This is a genomic window from Erythrobacteraceae bacterium WH01K, assembly GCA_027941995.1.
GTDB lineage: Bacteria > Pseudomonadota > Alphaproteobacteria > Sphingomonadales > Sphingomonadaceae > CAJXSN01.
The window spans coordinates 464,162-490,909 of sequence record CP115966.1 but is presented as its reverse complement, the minus strand read 5'-3'; the positions used below and the strand labels follow the sequence as shown (position 1 = coordinate 490,909).

General features: G+C 65.1%; 28 protein-coding genes, 1 tRNA gene and 1 pseudogene. 21 read left to right on the top strand and 9 right to left on the bottom strand.

From position 1 onward, the window contains the following. Positions 1 to 461 precede the first annotated feature (461 nt). The gene (locus PF049_02555; protein WBY17062.1) at positions 462 to 848 is read left to right on the top strand and encodes a CHRD domain-containing protein; all 387 of its coding nucleotides are present in this window, start codon (positions 462 to 464) and stop codon (positions 846 to 848) included. Between the two features lie 252 nt (positions 849 to 1,100). Then, entirely contained in the window at positions 1,101 to 1,316 is a 216-nt protein-coding gene (locus PF049_02550; protein ID WBY17061.1) for a hypothetical protein, read from the top strand. A 618-nt stretch (positions 1,317 to 1,934) separates the two neighbouring features. Here the strand turns inward: PF049_02550 and PF049_02545 are convergent. After that, positions 1,935 to 2,011: transfer RNA gene (locus PF049_02545), tRNA-Arg, on the bottom strand. A 210-nt stretch (positions 2,012 to 2,221) separates the two neighbouring features. Between PF049_02545 and PF049_02540 the strand changes: the two genes are divergently transcribed. From PF049_02540 to PF049_02495, 10 genes and pseudogenes are all read left to right on the top strand, one after another. Further along, complete coding sequence (locus PF049_02540) at positions 2,222 to 2,557, top strand: hypothetical protein (GenBank protein WBY17060.1); 336 nt, start codon at positions 2,222 to 2,224, stop codon at positions 2,555 to 2,557. Between the two features lie 107 nt (positions 2,558 to 2,664). Then, entirely contained in the window at positions 2,665 to 3,201 is a 537-nt protein-coding gene (locus PF049_02535) for an MmcB family DNA repair protein (protein WBY17059.1), read from the top strand. A gap of 217 nt (positions 3,202 to 3,418) precedes the next feature. Then, a complete protein-coding gene (locus PF049_02530) occupies positions 3,419 to 4,168 on the top strand; it encodes a sterol desaturase family protein (GenBank protein ID WBY17964.1) in 750 nt (249 codons plus the stop codon). Positions 4,169 to 4,188: 20 nt separating this feature from the next. Further along, on the top strand, positions 4,189 to 4,590 hold the full coding sequence (locus PF049_02525; protein ID WBY17963.1) for a DUF2141 domain-containing protein: 402 nt from the start codon (positions 4,189 to 4,191) through the stop codon (positions 4,588 to 4,590). Between the two features lie 186 nt (positions 4,591 to 4,776). Continuing rightward, a pseudogene (locus PF049_02520) lies at positions 4,777 to 5,328 on the top strand (hypothetical protein). Positions 5,329 to 6,762: 1,434 nt separating this feature from the next. Further along, positions 6,763 to 7,863, top strand: coding sequence for a DUF2183 domain-containing protein (locus tag PF049_02515; protein WBY17058.1), 1,101 nt, complete (start codon positions 6,763 to 6,765; stop codon positions 7,861 to 7,863). Between the two features lie 50 nt (positions 7,864 to 7,913). After that, complete coding sequence (locus tag PF049_02510; GenBank protein ID WBY17057.1) at positions 7,914 to 8,858, top strand: alpha/beta hydrolase; 945 nt, start codon at positions 7,914 to 7,916, stop codon at positions 8,856 to 8,858. 9 nt (positions 8,859 to 8,867) lie between these two features. Next, a complete protein-coding gene (locus PF049_02505) occupies positions 8,868 to 10,223 on the top strand; it encodes a M48 family metalloprotease (protein WBY17962.1) in 1,356 nt (451 codons plus the stop codon). A gap of 6 nt (positions 10,224 to 10,229) precedes the next feature. Further along, positions 10,230 to 10,943: a DsbA family protein gene (locus tag PF049_02500; GenBank protein WBY17056.1), complete on the top strand. Its 714-nt coding sequence runs from the start codon at positions 10,230 to 10,232 to the stop codon at positions 10,941 to 10,943. Further along, the gene (locus tag PF049_02495) at positions 10,940 to 11,920 is read left to right on the top strand and encodes a M48 family metalloprotease (protein WBY17055.1); all 981 of its coding nucleotides are present in this window, start codon (positions 10,940 to 10,942) and stop codon (positions 11,918 to 11,920) included. The genes PF049_02500 and PF049_02495 overlap by 4 nt, the downstream gene beginning before the upstream one ends. A 22-nt stretch (positions 11,921 to 11,942) precedes the next feature. Here PF049_02495 and PF049_02490 read toward each other — a convergent pair whose 3' ends face one another. Continuing rightward, positions 11,943 to 12,572 carry an HD domain-containing protein gene (locus PF049_02490; GenBank protein ID WBY17054.1) on the bottom strand — a complete coding sequence of 210 codons (630 nt, stop codon included), beginning with the start codon at positions 12,570 to 12,572 and terminating at the stop codon, positions 11,943 to 11,945. A 97-nt stretch (positions 12,573 to 12,669) separates the two neighbouring features. On the opposite strand from PF049_02490, the gene PF049_02485 reads away from it, so the two are divergent. The 4 genes from PF049_02485 (at position 12,670) to PF049_02470 (ending at position 16,450) form a co-directional block, all read left to right on the top strand. Next, entirely contained in the window at positions 12,670 to 13,911 is a 1,242-nt protein-coding gene (locus PF049_02485; GenBank protein WBY17053.1) for a histidine kinase, read from the top strand. Positions 13,912 to 13,915: 4 nt separating this feature from the next. Further along, complete coding sequence (locus tag PF049_02480) at positions 13,916 to 14,713, top strand: LytTR family transcriptional regulator DNA-binding domain-containing protein (GenBank protein WBY17052.1); 798 nt, start codon at positions 13,916 to 13,918, stop codon at positions 14,711 to 14,713. A gap of 73 nt (positions 14,714 to 14,786) precedes the next feature. Next, complete coding sequence (gene nadC, locus PF049_02475) at positions 14,787 to 15,650, top strand: carboxylating nicotinate-nucleotide diphosphorylase (GenBank protein ID WBY17051.1); 864 nt, start codon at positions 14,787 to 14,789, stop codon at positions 15,648 to 15,650. 137 nt (positions 15,651 to 15,787) lie between these two features. After that, positions 15,788 to 16,450: a ribonuclease T gene (locus PF049_02470; GenBank protein ID WBY17050.1), complete on the top strand. Its 663-nt coding sequence runs from the start codon at positions 15,788 to 15,790 to the stop codon at positions 16,448 to 16,450. Positions 16,451 to 16,527: 77 nt separating this feature from the next. On the opposite strand, the gene PF049_02465 is transcribed toward PF049_02470, so the two are convergent. After that, a complete protein-coding gene (locus PF049_02465; protein ID WBY17049.1) occupies positions 16,528 to 17,142 on the bottom strand; it encodes a cation diffusion facilitator family transporter in 615 nt (204 codons plus the stop codon). A 177-nt stretch (positions 17,143 to 17,319) separates the two neighbouring features. Beyond that, positions 17,320 to 17,775, bottom strand: coding sequence for a nucleoside deaminase (locus tag PF049_02460; GenBank protein ID WBY17048.1), 456 nt, complete (start codon positions 17,773 to 17,775; stop codon positions 17,320 to 17,322). Positions 17,776 to 17,920: 145 nt separating this feature from the next. On the opposite strand from PF049_02460, the gene rpmB reads away from it, so the two are divergent. Then, positions 17,921 to 18,211, top strand: a complete 291-nt coding sequence (gene rpmB, locus PF049_02455) for a 50S ribosomal protein L28 (GenBank protein ID WBY17047.1) — start codon at positions 17,921 to 17,923, stop codon at positions 18,209 to 18,211. Positions 18,212 to 18,304: 93 nt separating this feature from the next. On the opposite strand, the gene PF049_02450 is transcribed toward rpmB, so the two are convergent. After that, the gene (locus tag PF049_02450; protein ID WBY17046.1) at positions 18,305 to 19,297 is read right to left on the bottom strand and encodes an esterase-like activity of phytase family protein; all 993 of its coding nucleotides are present in this window, start codon (positions 19,295 to 19,297) and stop codon (positions 18,305 to 18,307) included. 138 nt (positions 19,298 to 19,435) lie between these two features. Between PF049_02450 and PF049_02445 the strand changes: the two genes are divergently transcribed. Then, positions 19,436 to 19,957 carry a hypothetical protein gene (locus PF049_02445; GenBank protein ID WBY17045.1) on the top strand — a complete coding sequence of 174 codons (522 nt, stop codon included), beginning with the start codon at positions 19,436 to 19,438 and terminating at the stop codon, positions 19,955 to 19,957. 32 nt (positions 19,958 to 19,989) lie between these two features. Here the strand turns inward: PF049_02445 and PF049_02440 are convergent, their stop codons facing one another. Genes PF049_02440 through xseA form a run of 3 tightly spaced genes read right to left on the bottom strand, consistent with a single transcriptional unit; the run spans position 19,990 to position 22,616 of the window. Next, positions 19,990 to 20,934, bottom strand: a complete 945-nt coding sequence (locus tag PF049_02440) for a M23 family metallopeptidase (GenBank protein WBY17044.1) — start codon at positions 20,932 to 20,934, stop codon at positions 19,990 to 19,992. Continuing rightward, a complete protein-coding gene (locus tag PF049_02435; protein ID WBY17043.1) occupies positions 20,934 to 21,137 on the bottom strand; it encodes a DUF2093 domain-containing protein in 204 nt (67 codons plus the stop codon). The genes PF049_02440 and PF049_02435 overlap by 1 nt, the downstream gene beginning before the upstream one ends. Before the next feature lie 24 nt (positions 21,138 to 21,161). After that, entirely contained in the window at positions 21,162 to 22,616 is a 1,455-nt protein-coding gene (gene xseA / locus PF049_02430) for an exodeoxyribonuclease VII large subunit (GenBank protein ID WBY17042.1), read from the bottom strand. A gap of 5 nt (positions 22,617 to 22,621) precedes the next feature. Between xseA and purD the strand changes: the two genes are divergently transcribed. The 3 genes from purD to PF049_02415 all read left to right on the top strand — a co-directional run bounded on the left by purD (position 22,622) and on the right by PF049_02415 (position 25,426). Then, positions 22,622 to 23,899, top strand: a complete 1,278-nt coding sequence (gene purD, locus PF049_02425; protein WBY17041.1) for a phosphoribosylamine--glycine ligase — start codon at positions 22,622 to 22,624, stop codon at positions 23,897 to 23,899. Positions 23,900 to 23,975: 76 nt separating this feature from the next. Then, positions 23,976 to 25,070, top strand: a complete 1,095-nt coding sequence (locus PF049_02420) for a PAS domain-containing protein (GenBank protein WBY17040.1) — start codon at positions 23,976 to 23,978, stop codon at positions 25,068 to 25,070. Beyond that, complete coding sequence (locus PF049_02415; GenBank protein WBY17039.1) at positions 25,067 to 25,426, top strand: response regulator; 360 nt, start codon at positions 25,067 to 25,069, stop codon at positions 25,424 to 25,426. The genes PF049_02420 and PF049_02415 overlap by 4 nt, the downstream gene beginning before the upstream one ends. A 224-nt stretch (positions 25,427 to 25,650) precedes the next feature. Here PF049_02415 and PF049_02410 read toward each other — a convergent pair whose 3' ends face one another. After that, on the bottom strand, positions 25,651 to 26,646 hold the full coding sequence (locus PF049_02410) for an adenosine kinase (protein ID WBY17038.1): 996 nt from the start codon (positions 26,644 to 26,646) through the stop codon (positions 25,651 to 25,653). Positions 26,647 to 26,748 lie beyond the last annotated feature (102 nt).

Genomic DNA, 26,748 nt, shown 5'->3' with positions numbered 1-26,748 from the left:
ACTTTTTCCTTGCGATTTTCCACCGTGCTTCATCAGCACGCTTAGGGTGATGTGGTTCCGGTCCACGAACTCCCATACGGGCCCGCAGCACGAAAAGTTGGACCAAGAGGCCGGACAGATGGCAGCATCCGACTGAGTGCCAAACCTCTCAAAATACCGCTTGCATCCTATGGGGCGTCCACAAATAGAAAGCGAACATGTGACCTGACCGAATTGCAAGCTAGTTTGGCCCTGCTCTTGCGGTGCCCCGCATGAAAATGGGAACAATTAGCTCCGACCATCTCTTCAGATTCCAGCAGTAAGCCCGAGTTCACTTTTGTGGCGCGCCACATCCTAGCTTTTTAAGGTGGCTCCCGCCTGGCAAGGAAATCCACACTATTTTTCGAGGAGAAGGCTTTATGATCGTCCACAGAATTCTACCGTTCGCGGCTTCGTGCGCCGCACTCGCTGCTTGTTCGACGATGGATGATGAGACAGTTGGATTTGTAGAAGCAGCGTATGACACGGAACTTAGTGGGGTCTCCGTTGTCGGCGAAGGCGATCTCAATGGATCTGCTGTGGCCCAGTTGACTATTACCCGCGACAAAGATGCTGTCTGCTACAATGTCTGGAACGTCCAAAATATCGGTGCTGCGACGGGGACGCATATCCATTACGGCCGGTACGGCCAGAATGGCCTTGTTGAAGCCACGCTAGAGCGTGGTGAAGGAGGCGGTTGGAATGGCTGCATTGAGGGCGCCGGGCTTGCAAGCAAGATGCTGAGTACTGGGCCAGAGCTATATTACGTCCAGATTCACACGTCCGAGTATCCGGAAGGTGCTATCCGGGGACAATTCAGGGCTGATTGAGCCATTGTCTCATGCGTCGGATTTGCAAACGTAGAATAAGAAATTGGCGTTGATCGCGTCGCAGACGACTGGTAATCGCCGCTTGTCCTCAGGCATCGTCTGCCTTCGTGTCGTCGATAGCATGCAGTTCGCTTCTAAACCACAGGTGGCGTGTTGAAGAAGCAACGTCATGGGCTCGACATCAGTCGAGCCCCCCCTCCCCTTCGACCCTTAAGCCCGATTTCGAAGTGTTTCGCAGTAATTTGGAGATTTATGATGAAGATAGGTTACGCATTTCTGGTTGGCTTTGTCCTGCTCGCCGCCTGCGGAGAGCCTGACGTCGTCGTCGTTGAGCCAATCGAAGAAGAAGGGGTTGAAAAAGAGGTCATCTCTGGCGACGGAATTGACGCTCGCGAGTCAGTTGACGAAGTGATTTTCTGTGAACCTGATGACGTCGATTGCGTGGAAGAAGTCGTGGACGGGGTTTAAAATATCTGAGCCTTGGTCCGGCTTTTGGTAGGGAGCCTTCAAAGTGGCTTCAACTTACTGGAATGCTGTTCCGTTGAGCGGCCTTCGAAATTTGAAGCCTATCTCACCATCTCTGGGTGAGCGGGCCGTTGGTCCGATATCATGGAGCGGCCTTTCGTCGAGAGTGCAACCAACGCCGAAAGGCTGGAAGGTTGCGCTGTCCCTATGCAGTCTAGTTCGCGTGATTCCACATCTCGCTCGTGCGATCGACTGTCATCGCTACTGGTAGCGCAGCCACGTCGGGCAATTTGGGTTGAAGTCCGCTTTCAGGAGAGCGGCGGCAAAGGGTTAATGACCGAGATTGAGGTGCAAAGCTGGCTATATGCCAATGTCCGCAATCGGATCGTTAGCGGAACGTCTGCTTCAGTACGCCGTCTCGGCCAAGCCGACATTTTTGTAAGTCATCTCACAGCGCAAGGCCAAGCCGGTCCGTACAAATTTGGACAGTTGCAAACCTTTATGAACGCACGAACTCGCAAAATCTGCTGATTTTCTGGGGAAAAATCACGGCCTGCACTTATATTTCACTTACGGGCATCCCCAGTGAAATTGTGCGGCGCGGCAAGTGCTTGAAAAAGCTGGCGCACCCGAGAGGATTCGAACCTCTGGCCTCTGCCTTCGGAGGGCAGCGCTCTATCCAGCTGAGCTACGGGTGCATCGCCTGTGCAGGCTTGCGGTTTTGCAATCGTGCGGGGCGGGCCGATAGCAAAGGGGGGGCTCGCTTGCCAGCGATAATGACGGTCCGCAGCCAGACGGGCGCGCATTAGCGATTTGGCAATGGCCGCCCGGCTAAGGCAGGCGGGATGAACGCGCATACCAATCCTTCCGCGAGTACGCCTGCCGCCCGGCGGCCAGGCAATCCTGCCATGAGCGTCGAATGGGCCGCATTGCAGGATGCAGCGGCGGCCGTCGCGGCGATGGCCAATCTCGCGCCCGAGCGGACGAGCCCGGAGATCCGAAACTTTCCCGCCATCATCCGCGATGCCGGTGGGGCGCGGCTGGAACTGGCGGAGCAGGGTATCGCCGATCTGGGCGCGATGATGCGCCCCGGTCTTACCGCGCTGCTGGCGGTGCGTGCACGGGGACAGGACGCAACGACGCCCGCCCTCACCCTGTGGCGCGAATTTCACCATGCCCGCGCGGCGCTGCTCGCCCTGATTCCCGATACGGGTGGCAATGGTCCCCGCCGCGCAGCGGGTTAACAAAGAGCGCCGCGCAGCGGGTTAACTAAGGGCGCCGCGCCGCGTAGGCAGGCCGGGCCTGGCACCAGCCGCTTGACGAAGTTCACGGTCTGTTCCAGACAGTCTGCATGACAGCGACCCTCTCCAGCCAGACCGAATCGGACAGCGCCGGCAGCGCATCCGCCATCCCGCTCGCCAATCCCGTTGCCAACGATGCCGGCGGCCTGTGCCGCGGCATATCGCGGATGTTTGCCCGCAACGGCATCTGGTGCCTGCCCGAAATGCCGCTGAAGGGGGGCCGCCGCGCGGACCTGATGGGCATCGATGCGAAAGGCCGCGTGATCATCGTGGAAATCAAGGTCAGCCGGGCGGACCTGCTCGGCGATGCGAAATGGCCCGATTATCTGGAGCATTGCGACAAGTTCTACTGGGCGCTGGCCCCCGACCTCGATCGCGGCGTGCTGGAGACCGATGCGTTTCGTCCCGATGCGTGCGGCATCATCGTCGCCGACGCCTATGACGCGGAAATCGTGCGGCCCGCACCGACCGAACCGCTGGCCGCCGCGCGGCGCAAGGTGGAGGTGGAGCGCCTCGCCCGGACCGCGCTCAGGCGCATGACCGTGGCGAGCGACGGCGAATGCGCGCCCTGGGGCGCTGGGGAATAGGCGGCCCGTCGGCGCGGCACCTAATCGGCGCTGCGCTGTACTGCCCGACCCGCTCCACTCGGACCACACGGCCACCGCACTCAGCACTTCGTTAGGCTTTGCAGGCTAGGCGAGGCGGCGTAAGATGCCTGCCGATGCGGGTCTGGACGGAATGATGGCGAACCTTACCGGTTTCTTCGATGCGCCCTGGGCGGCAATCGGCTGGTCGGCGGCGGCGATGAGCGTCATCGTCGCGCTGCGCTACCTGGCGACCAGCGGCATCTTCGCCTGGATCACGGGCAAGGTCCGCCCCGGCTATCACGCGAAACTCGGCAGGCAGGTCCGGCGCGAAATCGGCTGGTCGCTTGCCTCGGCCGCGCTTTACGGCATTCCGGCAGGCGTCATCGCATGGGGCTGGCAGGCGCATGGCTGGACGCAGGTCTATACCGGCTGGAACGACTATCCGCTGTGGTACCTGCCGCTTTCCGTCATCGCCTATCTCTTCGCGCACGATACCTGGTTCTACTGGACCCACAGGTGGATGCACGAGCCGCGCGCCTTCCGCATCGCCCACGCGGTGCACCATGCCAGCCGCCCTCCGACCGCGTGGGCCGCGATGAGTTTCCACCCGGTCGAGGCGCTGACCGGCGCGGTCGTCATCCCGGCGCTGGTTTTCCTGGTGCCGATCCACGTCGCGATGCTGGGACTGGTGCTGGGCATCATGACGGTGATGGGCGTGACCAATCACATGGGGTGGGAGATCTTTCCCCGCGCGCTTGTTCATTCAAGGGTAGGGGACTGGGTGATAACGGCGAGCCATCACCAGCTGCACCATGAAAGATACCGGTGCAATTACGGGCTCTATTTCAGGGTATGGGACAGATTATGCGGAACGGACGGGGGATTGGCCGACGCGTACAGGCGGCCTGGGAAACAACGGGGCGCAGTGGCCGTCGCCGCCGCGCCATCGCGGGCGCGCCCCTCCTGACGCTGGCGGGCGCTGCCATCCTGGCGGGCGGCAATGCCGCACCGCAGGTGCAGGACGTCACGGTCGACGTCACGCAGCTGCGCAATGCGAAGGGCGATATCCTCGCCTGCCTGACGTCGAGCCGGAAGCATTTCCCCGATTGCGAAGGCGATGCCGCCGCGTTCGAGGCCCGCGCCGCCGCCCGCAACGGCGTCCGGATCACCTTTCACAACGTGCCTGCCGGGACCTATGCGATCGCCCTGCTCCATGACGAGAACGCCAATGGCAAGGCGGACCGTGCGCTGATGATGATGCCCAAGGAAGGGTTCGGTTTCTCGCGCGATGCGAAGCTGAAGATGGGGCCGCCCAGCTTCTCCTCCGCGTCGTTCGAAGTGGCCGATGCACCGGTCCGCCAGCGGATCACGATGCGCTACCTCTTCTGATTGCTCTGGCAGCTCGGCGCTCCGGACTGGCGCGCCGACGTCACGGCGGCTGGCTGCCGGAGACGCCCGCACTGCGCATCGCGGGGCGAAAAGCCCTTAACCGTATGTTTACCATGCCCCCTCATACCCCTGTGGTGAAGGGTCACCTACGGCCCGCAACAGGCAAAGCCAGGGGCAATGGGACTGATGGACACGCTGCGCGGCAAATTCGGGTCATCCGCTTGGGATGACGAGATCGACGCCGACGACTTCGACGAGGACGAGCAGGACGACGGCATGGAAGTGCAGTCGCCCCCCTCCCCCGTCGGTCAGGACGAGCGGCGGATGCAGGTCCGGGCCTATAATTTCTGGGCCAGCCTGCTGGGCGACCGCAGCCTGCCCTGCATCGAGGATCTGGAGCCCGAGACGCTGGACGATTTCGGCCCGTTCTCGGTCCTGCTGGATTTCACCTCGGGCATAGAAAACCCGGCCGTGCCCTATCTCGGCGCGAAGCTGGCCGGCGAATGCGATGCCGATGCCGAGATCGAGACCCTGGAAGACGTGCCCAGCCGTTCGCTGCTGAGCCGTATTACCGACCACTACATGCAGATCCTCGCCAACAAGGCGCCGATCGGCTTCGAGGCGGAATTCGTGAACCAGCGCGGCGCGACCGTGCTTTATCGCGGCATCCTGCTGCCCTTCTCCAGCGACGACGACACGATCGATTTCATCTACGGCGTCATCAACTGGAAGGAAGTGGCCGACCAGATCACGACCGATGCCCTGCTGCTGGAAATCGACAACGCGCTGGAAGGTGCGGAGCCGGAAGGCGCAGAGGACGACCGCGACCATTCCGAAGACCCCATCGGCGACTGGGCCGACGGTCCTGCGGCGGACACAACGGGTGGCGACGACGGTGCCGATGACGGCTTCGACGACCTGCCATTGCCCGCGTTCGGCGACAGCACTGCGACCTTCGATGCAGAGGCCGACGTCCGCGCCGAAGCCGAAGCCATGGCCGCGCGCCTGCTCGCCAGCGAAGAAGAGGGCAGCGAGGATGGCGAAGATGCCTATGACGATGCCGAAAGCGACGATGCCGAAGACTGGTCGACCCCGCTTTCCAGCCTGATCAAGCCCAAGGGCGAGCGCCAGGCGAAGGAACCCATCCTTCCCGCGGCGAACCCGCTGCCCGGCGATGTGCCCTCGGCAATGGACACGGAAGACGAAGGATCGGACTGGGACGACGAGCCAGCGATCCCGCAAGGCTACGATGCCGGGGAAACCGCACAGGATGTCTCGCTGGAACTGGAAGCGCCGTTCGAACTGGAAGCGCCGCTGGAACTGGATGACGCGGTAGCGGATGAGCCCGAGGCCGAAGCACCGCTCGATCTCGACCCGTTTGCCGTCGCCAGCCCGGAAACCGGCGAACCTGCCTCAGACATCCCCGCTCCGGCGACGGAGATCACCTTCACCCCTTCGGTCGAGATCGACGAGAACGCCGGTCTTTACGACTGTCTCGCCGATGCACGCGAACTGGCGCAGGCTGCCAGTACGTCCGAAGATCGCAGCCGCAACGCGCTCTATGCCGCGGTCGGCCGCGCCTACGACGTCAGCCTGGCCGCAGAGGAAGCGCCCGAGGACTTTGCCGAACTGGTCAGCGAAAGCGGCCTGACCGTGCAGGACCGAGCGCCGATGACGCCGGTCGTGAAGCTCGTCTTCGGGGCGGATTACGACAAGACCCGCCTGACCGAATATGCCGCCGTGCTGAGCCATGCACACCGCATGGAACTGAAGCGCGGCACCTTGCGCGAATTCCTGTCGAGTGCAGAGGGCGGGTTGAAGGGCGTCGTACAGGCCGAACGCCGCCTGCGCCGCGAGGAAGCCGGCAAACCGGTGGCCGAGGAAGGCGAGGTCCGCGAAACCCTGGCGAAGAAGCTGCGCGAGATCGAACCGCGTGCGCTCGCATCGATTTCCGCCGAGGGCCCCGAATTCGGCATCGTCATGATCCGCCGCCTGCCAACGGGCGAAGTGGTGCTGGTCGGCGAGATCGAGGACGATGTGAAACTGGTGGAGCAGGTCGGGCGCAAGCTGGTCGGCTGAACCTGCCGGTCGCAGCCTTGCCTGCATTGCCGGAACACGTTTGTTTGCCCTGACGGGGTTTCGCTGGGGGCGTCCTGCCGCTAGCCCCTGCCCATGCCCTTGTTCCCGACTGCGCCCGTCCGCCTCCAGCCCTATTTCGGCCACCGCAACGAAACCCACCTTTACATGAAGGCGCGTGCCCTGCGCTCGGCCAAGTCGAGCTTCGATGGCGGCGGGAGGTGGCAGGCCATGCGCACCATGCTGGCCCAGTTCCTGAGCCACGAGGTCGCGGGAATGGAAGCGCGGCTGGAAGTAGAGCGCGCCGACGGCTCCAGCATCGAAGTGCCCGGCACAACGGACAAGGAAGGTTTCGTCACCTTCGAAATCGCGCTCGACGACCCTCTCCCGCTGCCGGAGAACACGTCGTGGGAAGTGGTGACGCTGCACTGGACGAACGGGGATGGCGACCAGTGCATCGAAGGCCATGTGCTGGCACCCGGCCGCAGCGCGTCGCTGGCAGTCATTTCCGATATCGATGACACGATCATCGAAACCGGCATTACCGGCAATCTGCGCAGCGTGGCGCGCAACTGGCGGCGGGTGCTGGCGCAGATGCCGGACGAACGCCTGGCCGTGCCGGGTGCGGACGTATTCTATTCCTCGCTCGGCGGAGGCCGCGTGCTGGCGGAGGGCGAGACGCATACCGGCGACCGCATTCGCGCCTTCCACCGCCCGTTCTTCTACGTATCGTCCAGCCCGTGGAACCTGTTCAGCTATCTCGTCGCGTTCAAGCGGCAGCGGGAAATGCCGCTCGGCCCTGTATTCCTGCGCGACTGGGGCCTGGATCGCAGCACGTTCGGCTCGTCCAGCCACGGATCGCACAAGACCGATGCCATCCGCCGCATCCTGGCGGATTACCCTTCGCTGCGCTTTGCCATGATCGGCGACGATACACAGGGCGACCTGACCGCATTCGGCGAGATCGTGCAGGAGCACGCGAATCGCATCGCCGCGGTTTTCATCCGCAAGGCCGCCGGACCGTTCAGCCCCGAAGAAGTCGCTGCCAAGGCCGCCATCGAGGAAGCCGGCGTCCCGCTATGGCTGGGCGAAAGCTACGATCTGGGGCAGGACTTCCTGAAGAAGGCCGGACTTTCCGCAGACGGAGCGACGTCGAAGATCGTCGAAGCGGTCGAAAAGGGGGACGAGGCCGCCTAGGCCTCACGCGCATCATGGGTAGGGACAATGCAGGCAGGGGCTCCAGGCGAATGATCTGGATCGCGGCGGCCGTCATCGGCCTCGGCATGGTGGGCGCCGGGCTGTGGTATGCCGCGCTGAACGCGCAATCGGTCGAGACGCTGGACCGGGTGGACGGCTTCTACACCTCCGGCGACGCGCAACTGGTGGAGGGACCGGTCAGCTTCGGCGACCATCCCCAGCAGCGCCTGTTCGTCCACCGTGCGCCCGGCGGCGCTGGAGAAGCCTCGCTGCCGGTCCTCGTCTTCATCCACGGCGGCAGCTGGCGCAGCGGCGATCCCGAACCCTACGCCTTTGTCGGCCGCAATTTCGCGCCAGAGGGTTATGTCGTCGTCTCGGCCGGATACCGGCTGGGCGAGGCCGGGAAATTTCCCGCCATGCTGCAGGACGGGGCCGCTGCCCTGCGCTGGATCCACGACAATATCGCACGTCACGGCGGCGATCCGGACCGGATCGCGGTGATGGGCCATTCGGCCGGCGCCTACAACGCCGCCATGCTGGCGCTGGATACGCAGTGGCTGGCGGCAGAGGGGCTGGGGCCGAACACGATCGATGCGTGGGTGGGCCTTGCCGGACCTTACGATTTCCTGCCCCTCGACAGCGATTCGACGCGGGCTGCGTTCGGCCATGCCAATCCGCTCGAAAAGACCCAGCCGATCGCGTTCGCACGGGCCGACGCGCCGCCCGCCCTGCTGATGACCGGCGATGCGGACGGGACGGTGAAGCCGCGCAATGTCCCCGCTCTTGCCGATGCGCTGGTGGATGCGGGAATGCCGACAGGCCGGGTGCAGACGGACAGCATCCCCGGCATGGGTCACATCCCCATCGTGATGGCGCTGTCCACCCCGTTCCGGAAAGACGGGCGGGTGAAGGCCGAAATCCTGCGGTTTCTGGACCGGCACCTCGCGTCCCCGGACAGACCGGCTTCAGCCGCCGTTCAGGGCGAAACGGAGTAGATGGCCGCCATGCGCATCCTTGCCAACCTGCTGGCGCTCTGCGCGCTGGTCGCCTTCACCGTCCAGCCCGCTTTCGCCCAATCGATCCTGCGCGATGCAGAGACGGAGGCGCTGCTGCAGGAAATGTCCTATCCTCTGGTCGAGGCTTCGGGGCTGGAGCCGGGCAATGTCGACATCGTGCTGGTCAACGACCCGTCCATCAACGCCTTCGTCGCGGGCGGGCAGGTCGTCTACCTGCATTCCGGGCTGATCGATGCCGCCGATACGGCCAACGAGGTGCAGGGCGTCATCGCGCACGAGCTGGGCCATATCACCGGCGGGCACATCACCCGCTTCGGCGAAGGCGCGAAATCGGCGACCGGCGTGTCGCTCCTGTCGCTGCTGATTGCCGTGGGCGCTGCCGCTGCCGGCGCAGGCGATGCGGCGCTGGGCGCCGTGCTGGCCGGGCAGAGGGCGGCCCTGGGCAAGTTCCTCGCCTTCACCCGCGTGCAGGAATCCTCCGCCGACGCGGCGGGCGCGCAATTTCTGTCCGATGCCGGTATCTCGGGCCGCGGTTCGCTGACCTTCTTCGGCAAGCTGCAGAACCAGGAATTCCGCTATGGCCGCAGCCAGGACGACGAGGCCGGCTTCGTGCGGACCCACCCGCTGTCGGGCGACCGCATTGCCCGCCTGCGCGAGGTCTACACCGCCGACCCTGCATGGGATGCGCCGGACGATCCTGCGCTGCAGGCCCGCTTCATGCGCGTGAAGGCGAAACTGTCGGGCTATCTTGCCGACCCTGCGCGCACGCTGGGTTCTTTCCCCGAAAGCCGGACCGACGTCGCCGCGCGCTATGCCCGCGCCTATGCCTATCACAAGGATGCGCGCATGGACCGGGCGCTGGCAGAGGTCGATGCCCTGCTGGAGCTGGACCCCGCCGACCCCTATTTCCTCGAGCTGAAAGGGCAGGTCCTGCTGGAATCGGGCCGCGCGGCCGACGCGCTGGAACCCCTGCGCCAGGCGACCGAACTGACCAATTCCCAGCCGCTGATCGCCTCGATCTTCGGCCATGCCCTGATCGCCACGGAAGACGAAAGCCACCTGCCCGAGGCGGAGAACGTCCTGCGCGCCGCGGTCAGCCGCGACCGGCTGAACCCCTTCGCATGGTACCAGCTGGGCAAGACCCATGCCGCGCAGGGCGACATGCCGCGCGCACAGCTGGCCACGGCAGAACAGCAGGTGCTGAACCGCGATTACGGCCGCGCCCTGCAAAGCGCACTGGCTGCCGAGGCAAGCCTGCCGGAAGGCTCGCCCGACTGGCTGAGGGCGCAGGACATCACGCTGCAGGCCCGCGCCGAACTGGAGCGGATCAGGGACTCGAGGTAGGGGCACATGGCAGGCAACTGGACGACGATCGCGGCATCGGGCGCGCTGGCACTGGTCGCAGGCTTCGGCGGCGCGGCGCTGTATGACCGGACCGGCATGGGGCAGGAACAGACCCGCGCCTACCTGCTGGAAAACCCCGAAATCCTGCCGGAAATGGCAGAGGCCTACCAGAAGCAGGAGGCGAAGGAGCGGCTGGCACAGGTCGGCGGCGACGCCATGCAGCCCTTCCCCGGCGCGGTGCTCGGCAATCCGCAGGGCACGCGCACGCTGGTCGAATTCTCGGACTATAATTGCGGCTATTGCCGGATGGCCCGCGACCATGTCGATGCGCTGGTCGCCGCCGATCCCGAGCTGCGGGTGGTGGTGCGCGAATGGCCGATCTTCGAAGGCAGCGAGGAACCGGCCCGCATGGCGCTTGCCGCTGCCAAGCAGGGCAAATACGCAGCTTTTCACGCGGCCCTGTTCGAGGAAGACAGCCGCGATGCCGAATCCATCCGCCGCGCCGCCGCGAAGGCAGGGCTCGACCTCGATCGCGCGATCGAGGACGCAGTGGGCGAGGACATCACCGTGGAACTGGCGAAAAACCAGTCGGTGGCGCAGGCCCTGGGCTTTGGCGGCACGCCCAGCTGGATTGCCGGCGGAACCCCGCTGGAAGGGGCCGTGGGACAGGAACGGCTGGCAGAGCTGATCGCCGCCGGGGTCGACGACGCGGGCGCATGATGCGCGCCGCCTTTACCGCCTTATCGTGCCTGTGGCTCGCGGCGCTGGCAGTGCCGGCACTCGCGCAGGACCCAGCTATGGCCGAGGGGCTCGCCATCCCCGCCGATTTTGCCGAGCTCCGGGCCAAGGACGCGCGCATCCAGCGGCTGGGCCACGAACTGGCGACGGCCAACGCCCCCTTCTGCGAAGAGACCCGCCCCAGCCCCGGCCTGATGCTGCACGACATTGCCGCCTATGGCGACAGCGCGCTGCTGCGCGAGGCCCTCGGCCTCAACGGTGATATCGCGGTGCAGGTGGCCGTGCCGGGCGGACCGGCAGACGGTCTGCTGGCGAGGGATACCGCGATCCGCGCCGTCGCGGGGCAGGAGGTTGCGGACGCCGTGTTCGACGAGGAGCGCAAATGGCTGCGCATGACGTCGCTCAACACCCGCATGGAAACCGCGCTGGAGCAAACGGGCCAGGTCACGCTGACCACGGCGGAAGGGCGCGACGTCACCATCATCGGGACACCTGCTTGCGCCACCCGGTTCGAGATCGGTGCCATCGGCAAACGCGCCGCGGCCGATGGCAAGCGCGTGGTCATCGGGGAAGAGTTTCCCGGCCTCGCCTATGACGACCCGGAACTGGCCGCCGTCATCGCGCACGAACTGGCGCACAACATCCTGCGGCACCGCGCCCTCCTGGACGAGCGGGGGCGGAAGCGCAGGCTGGTCCGTGCGACCGAGCGGGAGGCCGATCGCCTTGCCCCGTGGCTGATCGCCAATGCAGGATACGACCCGGCGGCAGCGACCCGCTTCATGCAGGCATGGGGTCCGGATCACAGTGGCGGATGGCTGCTGCGCAAGCGCACCCATGATGGCTGGGACGAACGCGCCGAAACGATCGCCGCCGAAGTGGCGCTCGTCCGCAGCCACATGGCAGCGAGCGGCCGGGCCGACTGGAAGACGCATTTCGCGCGCGAAGGCGAGACGCGCTAGGCCCCCCCCCTTTCAAGCGGCGTCAGGCGGCTTCGTCCTCCATCGCCGCCTTGTACATCGATGCCAGCGGCTTCGCCATCACGCGGCGCACCATCGGCTCGAAAAATTCCAGGCTCTCGCTCTCGTAATCGGGATCGAACGCGGCCTGGTCGTATTTCTCGCAGAATTCGCGGCACGCCTCGTAATGTTCGTGGCCTTCGAACTTGTCGCGCGCATTGCGGTCCATGCCGAGGTGGTGGAAATAGTAATAGCCCTGGAACGCACCGTGGTTCTGGCAGATCCAGTAGTTCTGCTCGCTCACGAAGGGTTTCAGGATCGAGGCCGCGACTTCGGGGTGGTTGTAGCTGCCCAGCGTGTCGCCGATATCGTGCAGCAGGGCCATCACGACATATTGTTCGTCCCGCCCGTCGCGGTGGGCCCGCGTCGCGGTTTGCAGCGAATGCTCCAGCCGGTCGACCGGGAAACCTCCGAAATCGCCGTCGAGCAGGCGCAAATGGTCGAGCACCCGGTCGGGCAGCCCCTTGGCGAAGGCGCGGTATTCGCCGCCGATGATGTCCCAGTCTTTCTTCGTCCCCTGCTTCATCTCGGTGAAGGCGGCGCGGGCCTGGGCGTGTTCCTGCGCACCGTGCAGCGTCTGCTTGCTCACATCCATCGTGTTCTCTCCTCTTGAGCCGTAAAGTGCCACAGCTGAGCCAAACGCGCAAAACCTGTCTGACGCAGGCCTGCAAATGCGCTAGGGAAGGCAGTCTATGGCGGTATTGCCCTTTCGACCCACGCGCTTCTTCGAAAACAAGAACCGCGCCTTCTGGAACCTGCAACTGGCGGGATGGGGCGGCGCGTTCACCTTGCGCGCCGTATCGGGTTTCGTCGGCGGCCAGGAGCTGTCCTTCTTCGCCGTGATCCTGATCGAGGCGGTGACGGGCCTGTCGATCAGCCTGATCCTTTCCACCGTCTATCGCCAGCTGATGGGGATGAAGCCCGTCGTCACCTGGGTCTCCACCGCCGCGGTCCTGGCGGTCGCGGTCGTCGTGTTCGCTTTCATGCAGACATGGGTGATCGACCTGACGCGGCCCGAAAACTCCGGCTTCGCCTCGCTGTTCATCGGGTATTCGATCTATCCCCTGACGCTGCTGGGGGCATGGTCGGCGCTGTATTACGCGATCAATTTCTTCCTCCAGGTGGAGGAACAGGCCGACCGGCTGGAACGGCTGGAGGCGCAGGCCACCGGCGCGCAGCTCGCCATGCTGCGTTACCAGCTGAACCCGCATTTCCTGTTCAACACGCTCAATTCCATCAGCACGCTGGTGCTGCTCAAACAGACGGAGCCGGCGAACGCGATGCTGACGCGGCTGAGCAGTTTCCTGCGCCATACGCTGGTGACGCAGCCCGGAGGCAAGTCCACCGTCCGGCAGGAAGTCGACACCATCAAGCTGTATCTCGACATCGAGAGGATGCGGTTCGAGGAACGCTTGCGCACCGAATTCGACATAGAGGACAGCGCGGCCAAGGCCTGCCTACCATCCATGCTGCTGCAACCGCTGGTCGAAAACGCGATCAAATACGCGGTATCCCCGCAGTTGGAGGGCGCGAAGATCACCGTTCGCGCCAATCGCACGGGCGACCGGCTGCGCATGGTCGTCAGCGACAGCGGGCCGGGCCTGCAGGGCCGCTCGCCCTCCCAGACATCCGCCTCGTTCCAGGGCGATGCGCCGGGCACGGGCGGCACCGTGTCGACCGGCGTGGGCCTCCCCAATATCCGCGACCGGCTGGCACAGGCATACGGAGAGGACCACCTGTTCGAAATCCGCTCCCCGGCCGAAGGCGGCTTCTCGGTCCTGATCGAAATCCCCTACGAGCAGGAGGAGGATGCGCCCGAGGCGGCCGCATCGCCTGCCCCTTCTTCTCCGGCTGCACCGCGCGCGCAGCCCCAGAAACAACCGGCATCCCCAGCCGTTCATCCCCCACAGATATCCTCTGCCACCGGAAGGTAACGCCATGGCCATACGCACCATCATCGTCGACGACGAAAAGCTCGCAATCCAGGGCCTGCAACTGCGTCTCGAGAAGTTCGAGGACGTCGAGATCATCGAGACCTGCGCCAATGGCCGCGAGGCGATCCGCGCGATCAAGACGGAGAAACCCGACCTCGTTTTCCTCGACATCCAGATGCCGGGCTTCGACGGGTTCTCCGTGGTGAAGGGCGTGATGGAAATCGAACCGCCGCTGTTCGTCTTCGTCACCGCCTACCAGGAACACGCGATCCGCGCGTTCGAGGCCAATGCGGTGAACTACCTGATGAAGCCGGTGGACGAGGACAAGCTGGCCGACACGCTGGAACGCGTCCGCATCCGTCTGGCGGAGAAGAAGAGCAGCGAGGAAGCGGAGAAGCTGAAAACCGTCCTCGCCGAAGTTGCCCCCGACGCGGCAGAGGAAATGGCCGAGGGCGAGGACGAGAGCGCCGACCGCTTCGAGAAACTGATCAACGTGAAGGACCGCGGCCAGATCTTCCGCGTGGAAGTCGACTCCATCGAACATATCGAGGCGGCGGGCGATTACATGATCATTTCCACCGGCGACAATTCGCTGGTCCTGCGCGAGACGATGAAGGACCTGGAGCGCCGGCTGGACCCCCGCAAGTTCCAGCGCGTCCACCGCTCCAAGATCGTGAACCTCAACCAGGTCCGGCAGGTTAAGCCGCACACCAATGGCGAATGCTTCCTGGTGCTGGATTCGGGCGCGGAGGTGAAGGTGTCGCGCAGCTACCGCGACGTGGTGGCGCGCTTCGTGCATTAGTTTGCTTTTCGCTCGCGCCTGCGGGCGGCTGGTCAGCCTTGCGGTCGCCGGGCGACCGGGGCAGGGATGATCCATGACCGATTTTTCTCTTCCGGGTTTCGACCTTTCCGCCTTTGTCCGCAGCACCTTGGACGAGGATCTGGGTGTCGGCCTGCCGCGCGGCGGCAGCGATGTCACCGCCTCCAGCGTCATCCCGGCGAATGCCCGCTTTTCCGGCGTGATGGACGCGCGCGATGCATGCTCTGTCGCGGGCCTGCCGGTAGCGGCGGCGTTCTTCCGCGCGCTCGACCCGGAAGTGCGGATCGAGATCCTGGTGGAGGAAGGCGCACGCGTCACCCCCGGCACCGACCTGATGCGGCTGGAAGGGAACGCCCGCGCCCTGCTGACGGCAGAGCGTAGCGCGCTCAACACCGTGCAGCACCTGACCGGCATCGCCACCATGGTCCGCGAATATGTGACGGCGATGGACAATCCCGATTGCACCCTGCTCGACACGCGCAAGACCATTCCGGGCCTGCGCATGCTGGAGAAATACGCGGTGCGCATGGGCGGCGGCTCCAACCACCGCATGGGGCTGTGGGATGCCGCCATGATCAAGGACAACCACATCGCGGTCGCGGGCACGGTCGGCGAGGCCGTGCGCCGCGCGGTCGAAGCGGGGGTCGAGGACATCATCTGCGAAGTCGACCGGATCGACCAGATCGAACCGGCGCTGGAAGCGGGCGCGACCCGCCTTCTGCTCGACAACATGGAGCCCGCCACATTGCGCGAGGCGGTGACGCTCGTGGCAGGCCGCGTCGCGACAGAGGCCAGCGGGGGAATCAATCTCGACACCATTCAGGCCAAGGCCGCGACGGGGGTCGATTATGTCAGCGTCGGACGCCTGACGCAGAGCGCGCCGGCAGCGGATATCGGGCTGGATTTCGGGGTGCTGTGAGAAGTTGGTTTTCTCTCGCGGCGTATCGGCTTCGCCGATGCCTCCGAGGGGGCGGCCTACAGGCCGACGCGCAGTCGCACTTGCGGTCCGCTGGTCGCGGACCGTTGCTTGGTCTCGCGGCAGCGATTTGCTTGGCCATGCCCTCGGCCGCGACTGCGCAGGCCTACCAATGCAAGGCGCCGGCGCGCATTTCCGTGCCGCAGGCAAAGCAGGACGGGCCGGTGCGGCAGGTTCCGGTGACAGGCTACACCATGGCGCTGAGCTGGAGCCCGGAGTTCTGCCGCACGCGCCAGCGTAGCGGCACAGATGCCACCCAGTGTTCGGGCCGGAACGGCCGCTTCGGCTTCATCGTCCACGGCCTGTGGCCCGACGGGCGCAGCACATGGCCGCAATACTGCCCAACCGCGCGCCGTCCCCAGCCTGCCACGGTGGAAAAGAACCTCTGCATGATGCCGTCCGCCAGCCTCGCCGCGCGGCAATGGGCGAAGCACGGCAGCTGCATGACGCGGCGGCCCGATACCTATTTCAACGTGACGCGCATATTGTGGAACAGCTATCGCTGGCCCGATTTCGACCGCATCAGCCGCGAGGAGGGCCTCACCGCAGGCCGCATCCGCGAAGCCTTCGCCAGCGCGAACAGGGGCTGGGAGCCGAGCATGGTCGGCGTAAAGCTGAACCGCCGAGGCTGGCTGCAGGAACTGCGCCTCTGCTACGGCAAGCGCTTCAGGCCGCGAGTGTGCCCCAGCCGGACATTCGGGCCGAGCGACGGGGTAAAGGCGAAGATTTGGCGAGGGATGTGAGAGGCCGCTTTTTGGGTGGGGAGCAGAATGGCAGCTTTTGAAAACGACGTTCCGGAAAACCGCCGTTGAGCGAAAGACTATCCTAACTTGCTCTCTAACCGAGCTTTCTTCGCATCGCGAAGAATTTCCAGAGCTTCCTTGACAACATACAACCCTATCGCTGCGCCCACGAAGAGGTCGAAATAGCCGATACTGGTAAGCAGAACCGCAACGCCTGAAGCAATGACAGCAGAGTTGGCTACGATGTCCGCGCGCGTAAAAATCCATGCCGCGCGGATATGGACCTCGTCCCGTCGCTGCTTACTCAATAGGCGAAGAACAATGATGTTCACGAGAAGCGCGACCAGCGCGACAGCGATCATCCAACTGCCTTCGGGAGTTGACCCGACAATCGCACGTCGGACGACATCCGCAAGAACTCCGATGCCGACGAGCATGAGCAAGCTACAGCTCAGTGTTGCGGCTTTGGCTTTGAAGTTTGCGCTTCGCCCAATTGCTGCCAATGCAATCGCGTATGCGCTTGCGTCCGTCAGCATGTCCAAGCCGTCTGCGATCAGGCCAGTCGACTGGGCGATAATGCCCGTCGTGGCTTCGACGACGAACATGATGCCGTTCAAGATCAGTGCGATCCACAAGGCACGGCGCTGCTCTTTCGCTTCGGCTTCGGTTGGTCCGCACCCACAATCGCTCATGGATTGCAGATAACCGAGTGTCGCAAAGCCGTAAACACGTGGTCCCCCAACGATCTAACCCGAGAACACGTTGGTATTGCCCATGAGCCTGCCGACAACTCGATCACGGCCGATTACGGCGATTTCATTCGGAAATGGCTGTGACTGCAACTAGGGTCGTTGGCCGACAGTCTGCTTTTACCTTTGCGCTTTAAAAAACTTCCGCAACATCTCCGCCGCCTCAGCCTCACCCATCCCCGAATACACCTCCGGCGCGTGGTTGACCTGCGCGTGCTCGAAGACCCGCGCGCCGTGTTCGACGCCGCCGCCTTTGGGGTCGCTGGCGGCGTAGTACAGCCGCGCAATCCGCGCATGGGCGATGGCGCCGGCGCACATGGCGCAGGGCTCCAGCGTGACCCACAGCTCGCAGCCTTCCAGCCGTTCCTGCCCCAGCGCCTCGGCCGCGCGGCGAATCGCGAGGATCTCGGCGTGGGCGGTCGGGTCATGGAGGGTGCGCGGCGCGTTGTGGGCGCGGGCGACGACCTCACCGTCCTTCACCACCACCGCGCCGACCGGCACCTCGCCCGCATCCACGGCGAGGCGCGCCTGCTCCAGCGCGGCTTGCATTGCGGGCGGGACGGGCCATCGTGCCATCCCGCCGCGCTAGCGGGGAGAGCGCGTCCAGCGCAAGCTATCGGTTGACGATTCGGCTTTTGGGCGATACTTGCGCGCCTTTCCCGGCCCTCCCTCGCGTCTTGCGGGGCAGTGCCGCATATCAAAGCAAGCAAAGAGATTGATCATGTCGCGCATCTGCGAACTGACCGGCAAGGGCCGCCTGACCGGCAACAATGTGAGCCACGCGAACAACCGCACCAAGCGCGTGTTCCTGCCGAACCTGCAGCACGTCACCCTGCTCAGCGAGAAGCTGGAGCGTGGCTTCAAGTTCCGCGTGTCGACCCACGGTCTGCGCAGCGTCGAGCATAATGGCGGTCTCGACAACTGGCTGCTGAAGACCAAGGACGAAAAACTGTCCCCGCGCGCCCAGAAGGTGAAGCGCGAACTGAAGAAGGCTGCCAAGGAAGCAGCGTAAGCCGGAAGGCTTTCCTTCAAGCGAGATTCCAAAGCGCGCCGGGCATCATGCTCCGCGCGCTTTTTCGCGTCTGTAGCCGGGACGGCGCTCCGATTAGTCGGGTAGTTCCCCGTCCCAGCGCATCCTGAGCAGCAGCGTGTTCTGGAACTTCGCCGTATTGTCGTCCGAAATCATCCAGAGCGTGACGGGATAATCGTCCCCCCACACCGCGATCCCTTCGAAATTGTCAGTCTGCATCGGCGGGGTGAACCGCGCAATTTCCTGCCAAGGCCATTCCTCGCCCTCGCGAATGTCGGCCGGGTCCGCGACCAGCAAGCGCGCCCTGAACATCGGCGGCAGGCCCCATTCGAAGCTGCGCACCAGGATCAGTACTCGCCCATCGGGCAATGCGGCCATGTCGACCGGCAGGTACCCTTCGCCTGCATCGAATTCGAACGGTGTTGCGCTGTCCGGCGCTGCATCCGTCCCGGCGTCCTCGGCCGGATCGCTATCGAAGAGGAGGCCGTCCATATTGGCAGGCGTCCAGCGCCACGACCCCTCTGCTATCACGATGAAGCGTCCGTCCCGCAGGCGCACGATCGCCTCTGGCCCTGCGTTTACCGGCCAGTCCTCCATCTGTGCAGGCTGCGCACCGGCCTGCACCGTCCCATCGCTCTCCATCCGGATGACCGCATTCAGGTTCTCGTAGCCCGCCCAGATGGTGCCGGTTTCCCGGTCGAGCGTCAGGGATTCCAGGTCGGACACGCTCTTCTCGCCGAAATAGGAGGCGCCGCCGAACCGTGTCATGATTCCCGAACCGGGCCGCCCGTCCCGCAGCCGGATACGCAGGGCCGCACCCTGGTCGCTCGCAGTGAGCAGTGTCCGGCCGTCCAGTGCGACCAGTGCGGAATATCCGCCGAACAGCGAATGCTCGCTCGACAGTTTCCACATCGCCTCGATCTCCAGCGCACCGACGCGCGGCTGCTGGACCGGGATGGCGACCGAGACGAGACCGGCATCCAGAACCTGCGCCGGGCGCGGGCTGCGAATCCACGTGCCGGGCGCAAGCGCCAGCGCAACAAGAGCGAGGAGGAGAAGGCGTGTCACCGGCGCTGCCATAGGCGAAAGGTGCGCCCGTTCAACGCATAAGCGGCCAGACGCGGTGCCCCGGCCGCAGCGATACACTTGCCATGCAAGCGGGCGGCACTACACTCGGGCGCCGATACAGCACCCCATGAGGTCCCGATGACATTTCGCACCCTGATCGCGCTTGGCGCAGTTTTCACCCTCGCCGTTCCCGCTGCGGCGCAGGACGACGAGATGGGCACACCGGCAGCGGTGCAGGCGCTCTACGATTGCCGCGAGATTGCCGATCCGATGCAGCGTCTCTCATGCTATGACGCGCAGGTCGCGGACATCGCGCAGAAGGAAAGCACGGACGAGCTGGTCTTTGCCGACAAGGAACAGCTGCGCGAGGCACGGCGCGGCCTGTTCGGCCTGTCGCTGCCGCGCATCCGCCTGTTCGACGGCGGGGACGAGGACGAGTTCGAGGAAATCACCACCACCATCGCCAGCGCCACGCGGATCGGGCGGGGCAGCTGGGCCTTCACCCTCGCCGATGGGGCGCAGTGGGTGCAGAACGACAATTTCATCATGTACAGCGACATCGATCCCGGCACCGAAGTCACGATCAAGAAGGGTGCGCTCTCCAGCTTCACCGCGAAGATCGGCAATCGCCGCGCGATCAAGGTGAAGCGCGTCCAATAAAGACGGGGCAGTTCGCACTGCCGCCCCCAGGCTCAGGGCATGGGGCCGGTGAACAGCAGCGGGTCCAGCCGCGCATCGTGCCATTTCAGGCTCCAGTGCAGATGCGGCCCCGTGGCGCGGCCGGATGCGCCGACATTGCCGATATGCTGGCCTTGCGTGACGGCCTGCCCCTCCTCCACCACGATGCGCGAGGCGTGGAGGAAAGCGCTGTTCAGCCCTGCCCCGTGATCGATGATGATGAGGTTGCCTTCGAGGCTGAAACCGGTCCGGGCGAGGACGACCACGCCGTCTGCCGGGGCGACGAAGGGCACGCCGTTACCGGGCGCGATATCGATGCCGGAGTGATAGCTGCCCGGCTCCCCGCGATAGATGCGCTGGCGGCCGAACAATCCGGAAATGCGCCCCGTCACCGGCCAGACGAAATCCTGCGTCCAGCCCTCGGCGCCGGTCTTTCGTGCGCGCGCATCGACGATCGCGTTCCATTCCGGCTCGCGTTTCGCCCACCACGCCTCGCTGCTGCCGCCTTCGCGCTTGGCGACATTGACGCGCTGGATGTTCCATTCGCGAGGAGAGACGGTGACCGGCACGCTGACCTGCCGCCCGTCCTTCATGGATGCGTGCAGGAAGGTCTGCGTGCCCTCGTCCCGGTCGAAGGCAGCGAAGAACCTGCCCGTGGGCCCGAGCGCCAGCGGCGTTTCGCCGAGCCGCGCGGACACCGTGCCCGCCGGAACCTGCCCGCGAATGAAGCCGCCCTGGGTCAGTTCGCCATCAAAGAGGAATGTTGCCGGCCCCTGCGCCTCGGGCGCGGCAGCGGCGGGCGGCGACGTCATGACAGGCGCGGCGGCGGCTGTCTGAGCCGTCCGGGTGTCAGGCGATGCGTCGGCGCTCGACAGTGTCTCGTCCGCCGCACTGGCAGCATTGCAGGCGGCCAGCGAAGCGAGTGCGATCAGCGCCGCCCCGCGTGCGGGCAGGCGCATCACTGCGCCTCCAGCAGGCGCTTCGTCGCGATTTCGGCGCTGGCATAGGGTTCCTGCAGGTCCGCGCTCCAGTAACGCAGGTCTTCGAGCGCGATGAGTTCGCCCGATACCGCGCAGGCGACGTGGCGCCCGGCTTTCAGGACACGGAAGGAGCTGGCTTCGTAGCGCAGCTTGGCGAGCTGGTCGCGGGATGACATGAGCATAGGCGGGTCTCTAGCAATGGCAGGTCAATCGAACAAACCCTGCTGCGCATCGCCGCCTGCGGCTGGCTTCTTGCGGCGGACAGGCTTGCGCGCAGCGGGCGCGGTGTGTCCCTTTCCTACCGCAAGCACCCCGTCTGCAAACTGAATGGAGAGCGAGCCCGCTTTCTCCGCCTCGGCCTTGCGGCGGACCAGCCGGCCTTCCGCATCCTGCACCAGCGCATAGCCACGTTCCAGCGGGGCACGCGGGTCGAGCGAACCATGGACACGGGCGAGTGCGTCCAGCCGTTCCTGCTGGCGAACCAGCTTCTGGCGAGGCAGGTCGGGCGTCAGGCGGATGGCGGCGAGGCTGCGCGCGGCATCGCGGTGGGCGCGGGTCAGGATGGACGGCGCCAGCTGCGCGCGGCCCAGCCGTTCGCGGCCATCGCGCGCGCGGTTCTCCAGCCCGCGTTTCAGCCTGTCCGCCAAATCGTCCAGCTTCTGCGCCTGCGGTTGCAGCAGCGCGTCCAGCTTCGGCAGGCGCTGGACCCGCGCCTCCAGCCGTTCGCGCCCCAGTTCGAGCGGTCGCAATACGCTGCGCTGCTGGCGCACACCGAAATCACCGAGCATCGCGGCAAGCTCCGCCCGCACCGGCACGGCCATTTCCGCAGCGGCAGTCGGCGTCGGCGCGCGGCGGTCGGCGGCGTAGTCGGCCAGCGTGGTATCCGTCTCGTGCCCCACGGCGCTGATGACGGGAATGGGCGATTCGGCGATGGCGCGGATCACGCTTTCCTCGTTGAAGCTCCACAGATCCTCGATCGAGCCGCCGCCGCGCGCCACGATCAGCAGGTCGGGACGCGGGACCGGTCCGCCTGCCGGAATGGCGCCGAAGCCGCGAATGGCCGCGCTCACCTGGTCGGCCGCGCCCTGCCCCTGCACCAGCACGGGCCAGACGACGACATGGCTGGGGAAGCGGTCTGCCAGCCGGTGCAGGATGTCGCGAATCACCGCGCCGGTGGGCGAGGTCACCACGCCGATGGTGCGAGGCAGGTAGGGCAAAGCGCGCTTGCGTTCGCGGGCGAACAGCCCTTCCGCCTCCAGCCTCGCCCGCGTTTTTTCCAGCAGGGCCAGCAGCGCGCCTTCGCCGGCCAGCTCCATCCGCTCCATCACGATCTGGTATTTGCTGCGCCCGGGATAGGTCGTCAGCTTGCCACTCGCGACGATTTCCAGCCCGTCTTCCGGCTGAAACGGCAGGCGCCCGGCATTGCCTTTCCACATCACCCCGTCGATCACCGCCTTGTCGTCTTTCAGGCTGCAATAGAGATGACCCGACGCGGCGCGCTTCACCCCCGACAGTTCGCCGCGCAGGCGGACGAAGCCGAACTGGTCCTCCACCGTGCGTTTCAGCCGGGCCGACAGGTCGGACACGCTGACCGGCTCGGCGTTGTCGCCGCTGCGACCCTTCGCTACGAGGCCGCTATTGTCGTCACTGTCAAAGGGCATGAGCCATGAATATCCTGCTGATCGGTTCGGGCGGGCGCGAACATGCGCTGGCGTGGAAGCTGGCGCAATCCCCGCAAGTCGCGAAGCTGTTCGCTGCCCCCGGGAACCCCGGCATTGCAGAGGATGCGACCTGCGTCGACCTCGATCCTGCCGACCATGCAGCGGTGCTGGCATTCTGCAAGGCGGAAGACATCGCGCTGGTGGTCGTCGGACCCGAAGCGCCGCTGGTGGACGGCCTCGGCAATGCCCTGCGCGCTGCCGGTATCGCGGTGTTCGGCCCTGACAAGGACTCAGCCCAGCTGGAAGGCAGCAAGGGCTTCACCAAGGATTTGTGCGAACGGGCGGACATTCCCACCGCTGGCTATGTCCGCACGCGTTCGTTCGAGGAAGCGCGCGATGCGCTGGACCGGTTCTCCCCGCCTTACGTGCTGAAGGCAGACGGTCTTGCCGCAGGGAAAGGCGTGGTCATTCCCGAAACGAAGGAAGCCGCGCTGGTGGAATTGCGCGACATGTTCGGCGGCCGTTTCGGGCAGGCCGGCGCGGAAGTCGTGATCGAGGAGTTCATGACCGGGGAGGAAGCCAGCTTCTTCGCCCTGACCGACGGGACCACCGTCGTCCCCTTCGGCAGCGCGCAGGATCACAAGCGGGTGGGCGAAGGCGACGAAGGTCCCAATACCGGCGGCATGGGCGCCTATTCCCCCGCGCGTGTGCTGACGCCCGATTTGCAGGCCCGCGTCCTGGGCGAGATCGTGCAGCCCACGGTCGATACGCTCCGGACCGAGGGGATGCCCTATACAGGCGTGCTCTATGCCGGACTGATGCTGACCGAAGACGGCCCGAAACTGATCGAATACAATGCCCGTTTCGGCGATCCGGAATGCCAGGTGCTGATGATGCGGTTGGAGAGCGACCTGGCCACGCTGATGCTGGCCTGCGCCGAGGGACGACTGGGCGAAGCGGAGGACGTCTCCTTCAACGGGCGGACCGCGCTGACCGTGGTGATGGCCGCGAACGGCTATCCCGGCACGCCGGAAAAAGGCGGCGCAATCGCACTTGGCTCGGCCGAAGAGGACGGCGCAAAGGTCTTCCACGCAGGCACGAAGCGCGATGGCGAGACACTGGTCGCCAATGGCGGACGCGTGCTGAACGTCACCGCCATGGGCGACAATGTGACCGAGGCGAAAGCGGCAGCCTATGGCGCAGTCGATGCCATCGACTTTCCGTCCGGCTTCTGCCGCCGCGACATCGGCTGGCGCGAAGTGGAGCGCGAAGCGCAAAAGTGATTCCGCCGGACCCTTCGCGCCCTCTGCGACGTTAGGAGGGCGTAACAAAAAGCAATCATCGACGAGGGACGCTTCCGTGGCGCGGCAGGACGATACGAAGGGCGAATTGAAATCGTCCAACCAGGCCCACCGCGCGATCGTTTCGCGAGGCGACCGCGCCGAAACCTTCGGCGGCGCCACCGGCCTGCTGTTCGAACAGGCCATGGCGCAGACCCGCATGGCGGTGTGCCTGACGGACCCCCGGATCGAGGACGATCCCATCGTCTTCTGCAACGAAGCGTTCGAACAGCTCACCGGTTACAGCAGCGACGAAGTCGTCGGGCGCAACTGCCGGTTCCTGCAGGGGCCGGATACCGATCCCGGTCAGGTCGCGAAGATCCGCGAGGCGCTGAAAAGTGAAAGCGTCGTCGTCGTCGAACTGCTCAATTACCGGAAAGACGGCAGCACCTTCTGGAACACGCTGCATCTCGGCCCGATCTACAATGCCGAGGGCGAGCTTATCTATTTCTTCGGCAGCCAGTGGGACGTGACCGACATCCACCAGTCGCGCGCAGAGGAAAAACACGCAAAGGCCATTGCCCGCGAAATCTCGCACCGGATGAAGAACATCTTTGCCGTCGTCGGAGGCATCGTGAACATCACGGGGCGTTCGATGGATGCCCGCGAGGTATCGCGCAAGATCAACGAACGCGTACAGGCGCTAGGCCGGTCCTACGAACCCACACTGGACGATGCGGCGCTGGGCACGATCCATGTCGGGCAGGCGATCCGGTCGGTGCTGGCGCCCTACGACCCCGAAGCCGACCGCATCGTGTTCGAAGGGAACGGCGTCCGCACGGAGCCCAATGCCATTTCGGCGATCGGCCTCGCCCTGCACGAACTGGCGGCCAATGCGACGAAATACGGGGCGCTTTCCAACACCGCCGGAACCGTAACGGTCCGCTGGCATCATGCAGAGGATGCCGATGCCGGGCCCGCGCTGGAACTGGAATGGATCGAGGCGGGCGGCCCCCCGGTCGATGGTCCGCCGCCTGCACGCGGAACCGGCTTCGACATTGCCGAGACGCTACTGAAATTCGCGCAAGGGACCATGCACAAGGATTGGGACCCGGCCGGCCTGCGCGTGCGAATCGCGGTTCCCATGCAGCCAACGGCAGGGGCAGCGGAATGAAATACCTCGTCCTGGAAGACGAGCCGCTGATTGCCATGGACCTCCAGTTCGCGCTGGAGGACGCAGGCTACGAGGCCGTCACCGCGTCGAACAACGCGCAGGCGCTTTCTCTGATCGAGCAAGGCGGCGTTGCAGGGGCCATCCTGGATGTCAGCCTCGGCCCGAACGAGACGTGCTACGAAACGGCGGACCGGCTTCAGGATGCAGGCATCCCGTTCCTGCTGCATACCGGCGACCTAAACCGCATCGGCGAACACCTGCGCGAAATGAACGCTCCGGTGCTGGAGAAGCCCCGGCCTGCCGACGATGTCATCGGCGCGCTGCTCGGCATGGAAGAACAGCGCAAGGCCGGCTGATCGGTCGGAAGAAGCTGTCCTACACGCGGTCCGGTCGCTAGCGAGGACGGGCTCTTTCCCATTGCTGCAACCCACCCCCCAAGCTGCGTTTTCGCATCGCTTTGCGGCGAAGTGTCAACTTCGCGAAAGCGCCATAAGCTGTTGCTATTCCGATGGAATAAACGGGTCTCAGCCGGAACGCCACTGTCAACATCGACAACTTCGCGGCGACTGGGCCAGCCTGCCTAGCCGAGGTGCTTTTCCATCAGGGCCTTCATGTCGGTTTCGGGACGCGGGCCGATATGGCTGATGACTTCGGCCGCCGCGATCGCTCCGCGCTTGAGACAGGTCTCGAGGTCCATGCCCGCTGCATGGCCGGAGAGGAAACCGGCGGCGAACTGGTCGCCCGCACCGGTGGTGTCGACCACCTTGTCGACCGGCTGCGCCGCGACGTCGGCGCGGGTTCGGCCAGCGATGGCGACAGCCCCGTGCTCGCCCTTCGTCGCGACCAGCACCGGGACATCGCCCGACAGGCGGTCGAGGCCTGCCTCGAAATCATCCTCGCCCGTCAGCGTGGCCAGCTCGCTTTCGTTGACGAACAGGATGTCGATCACGCCGTCGGCGATCATCGCGCGGAAATCGTCGCCATGGCGGTCGATGACGAAGCTCTCGCTGGCGGTGAAGGCGACCTTGCGCCCCGCGCCGCGGGCGACGTCGATGGCGCGCCGCATGGCCTTGCGCGGTTCTTCGGGATCCCAGAGATAGCCTTCGAGATAGAGGATCGCGCCGCTCGCGATCAGGTCCTCGTCCAGCGCACCTGCGGGCAGGAACTGTCCTGCACCCAGAAAGGTGTTCATCGTCCGCTCCCCGTCGGGCGTCACGAAGATCAGGCAGCGTCCCGTCGGCGGTTCTTCCTCGCGCGCCGGCGTATCGAAAGCGATGCCCGCAGAACGGATGTCGTGGGCAAAGACCTTGCCGAACTGGTCGTCGGCCACCTGCCCGATAAAGGCGCATTTCGTGCCGAGCGCCGCAAGGCCCGCCAGCGTATTGGCCGCACTGCCGCCCGATTTCTCGGTCGCCGGGCCCATCGCGTCATACAGCCTGTCCGCGCCTTCCGCATCGACCAGCGACATGCCGCCACGGGCAAGGCCAAGCTGCTCGATGGTCGCATCCTCGCAGGGCGCAAGGATGTCGACGATGGCATTGCCGATCGCGACGACGTCGAATTTGGGGTCGGACATGGTGCTGCGTGTCTTTCGTTCGGGGAAGGAGGATGTGCCCTGCGCGCCTAGCCGCTGGAACGCGCAAGGCCAAGCCCCGCCCCCTGCTCGCGAGAACTCGTG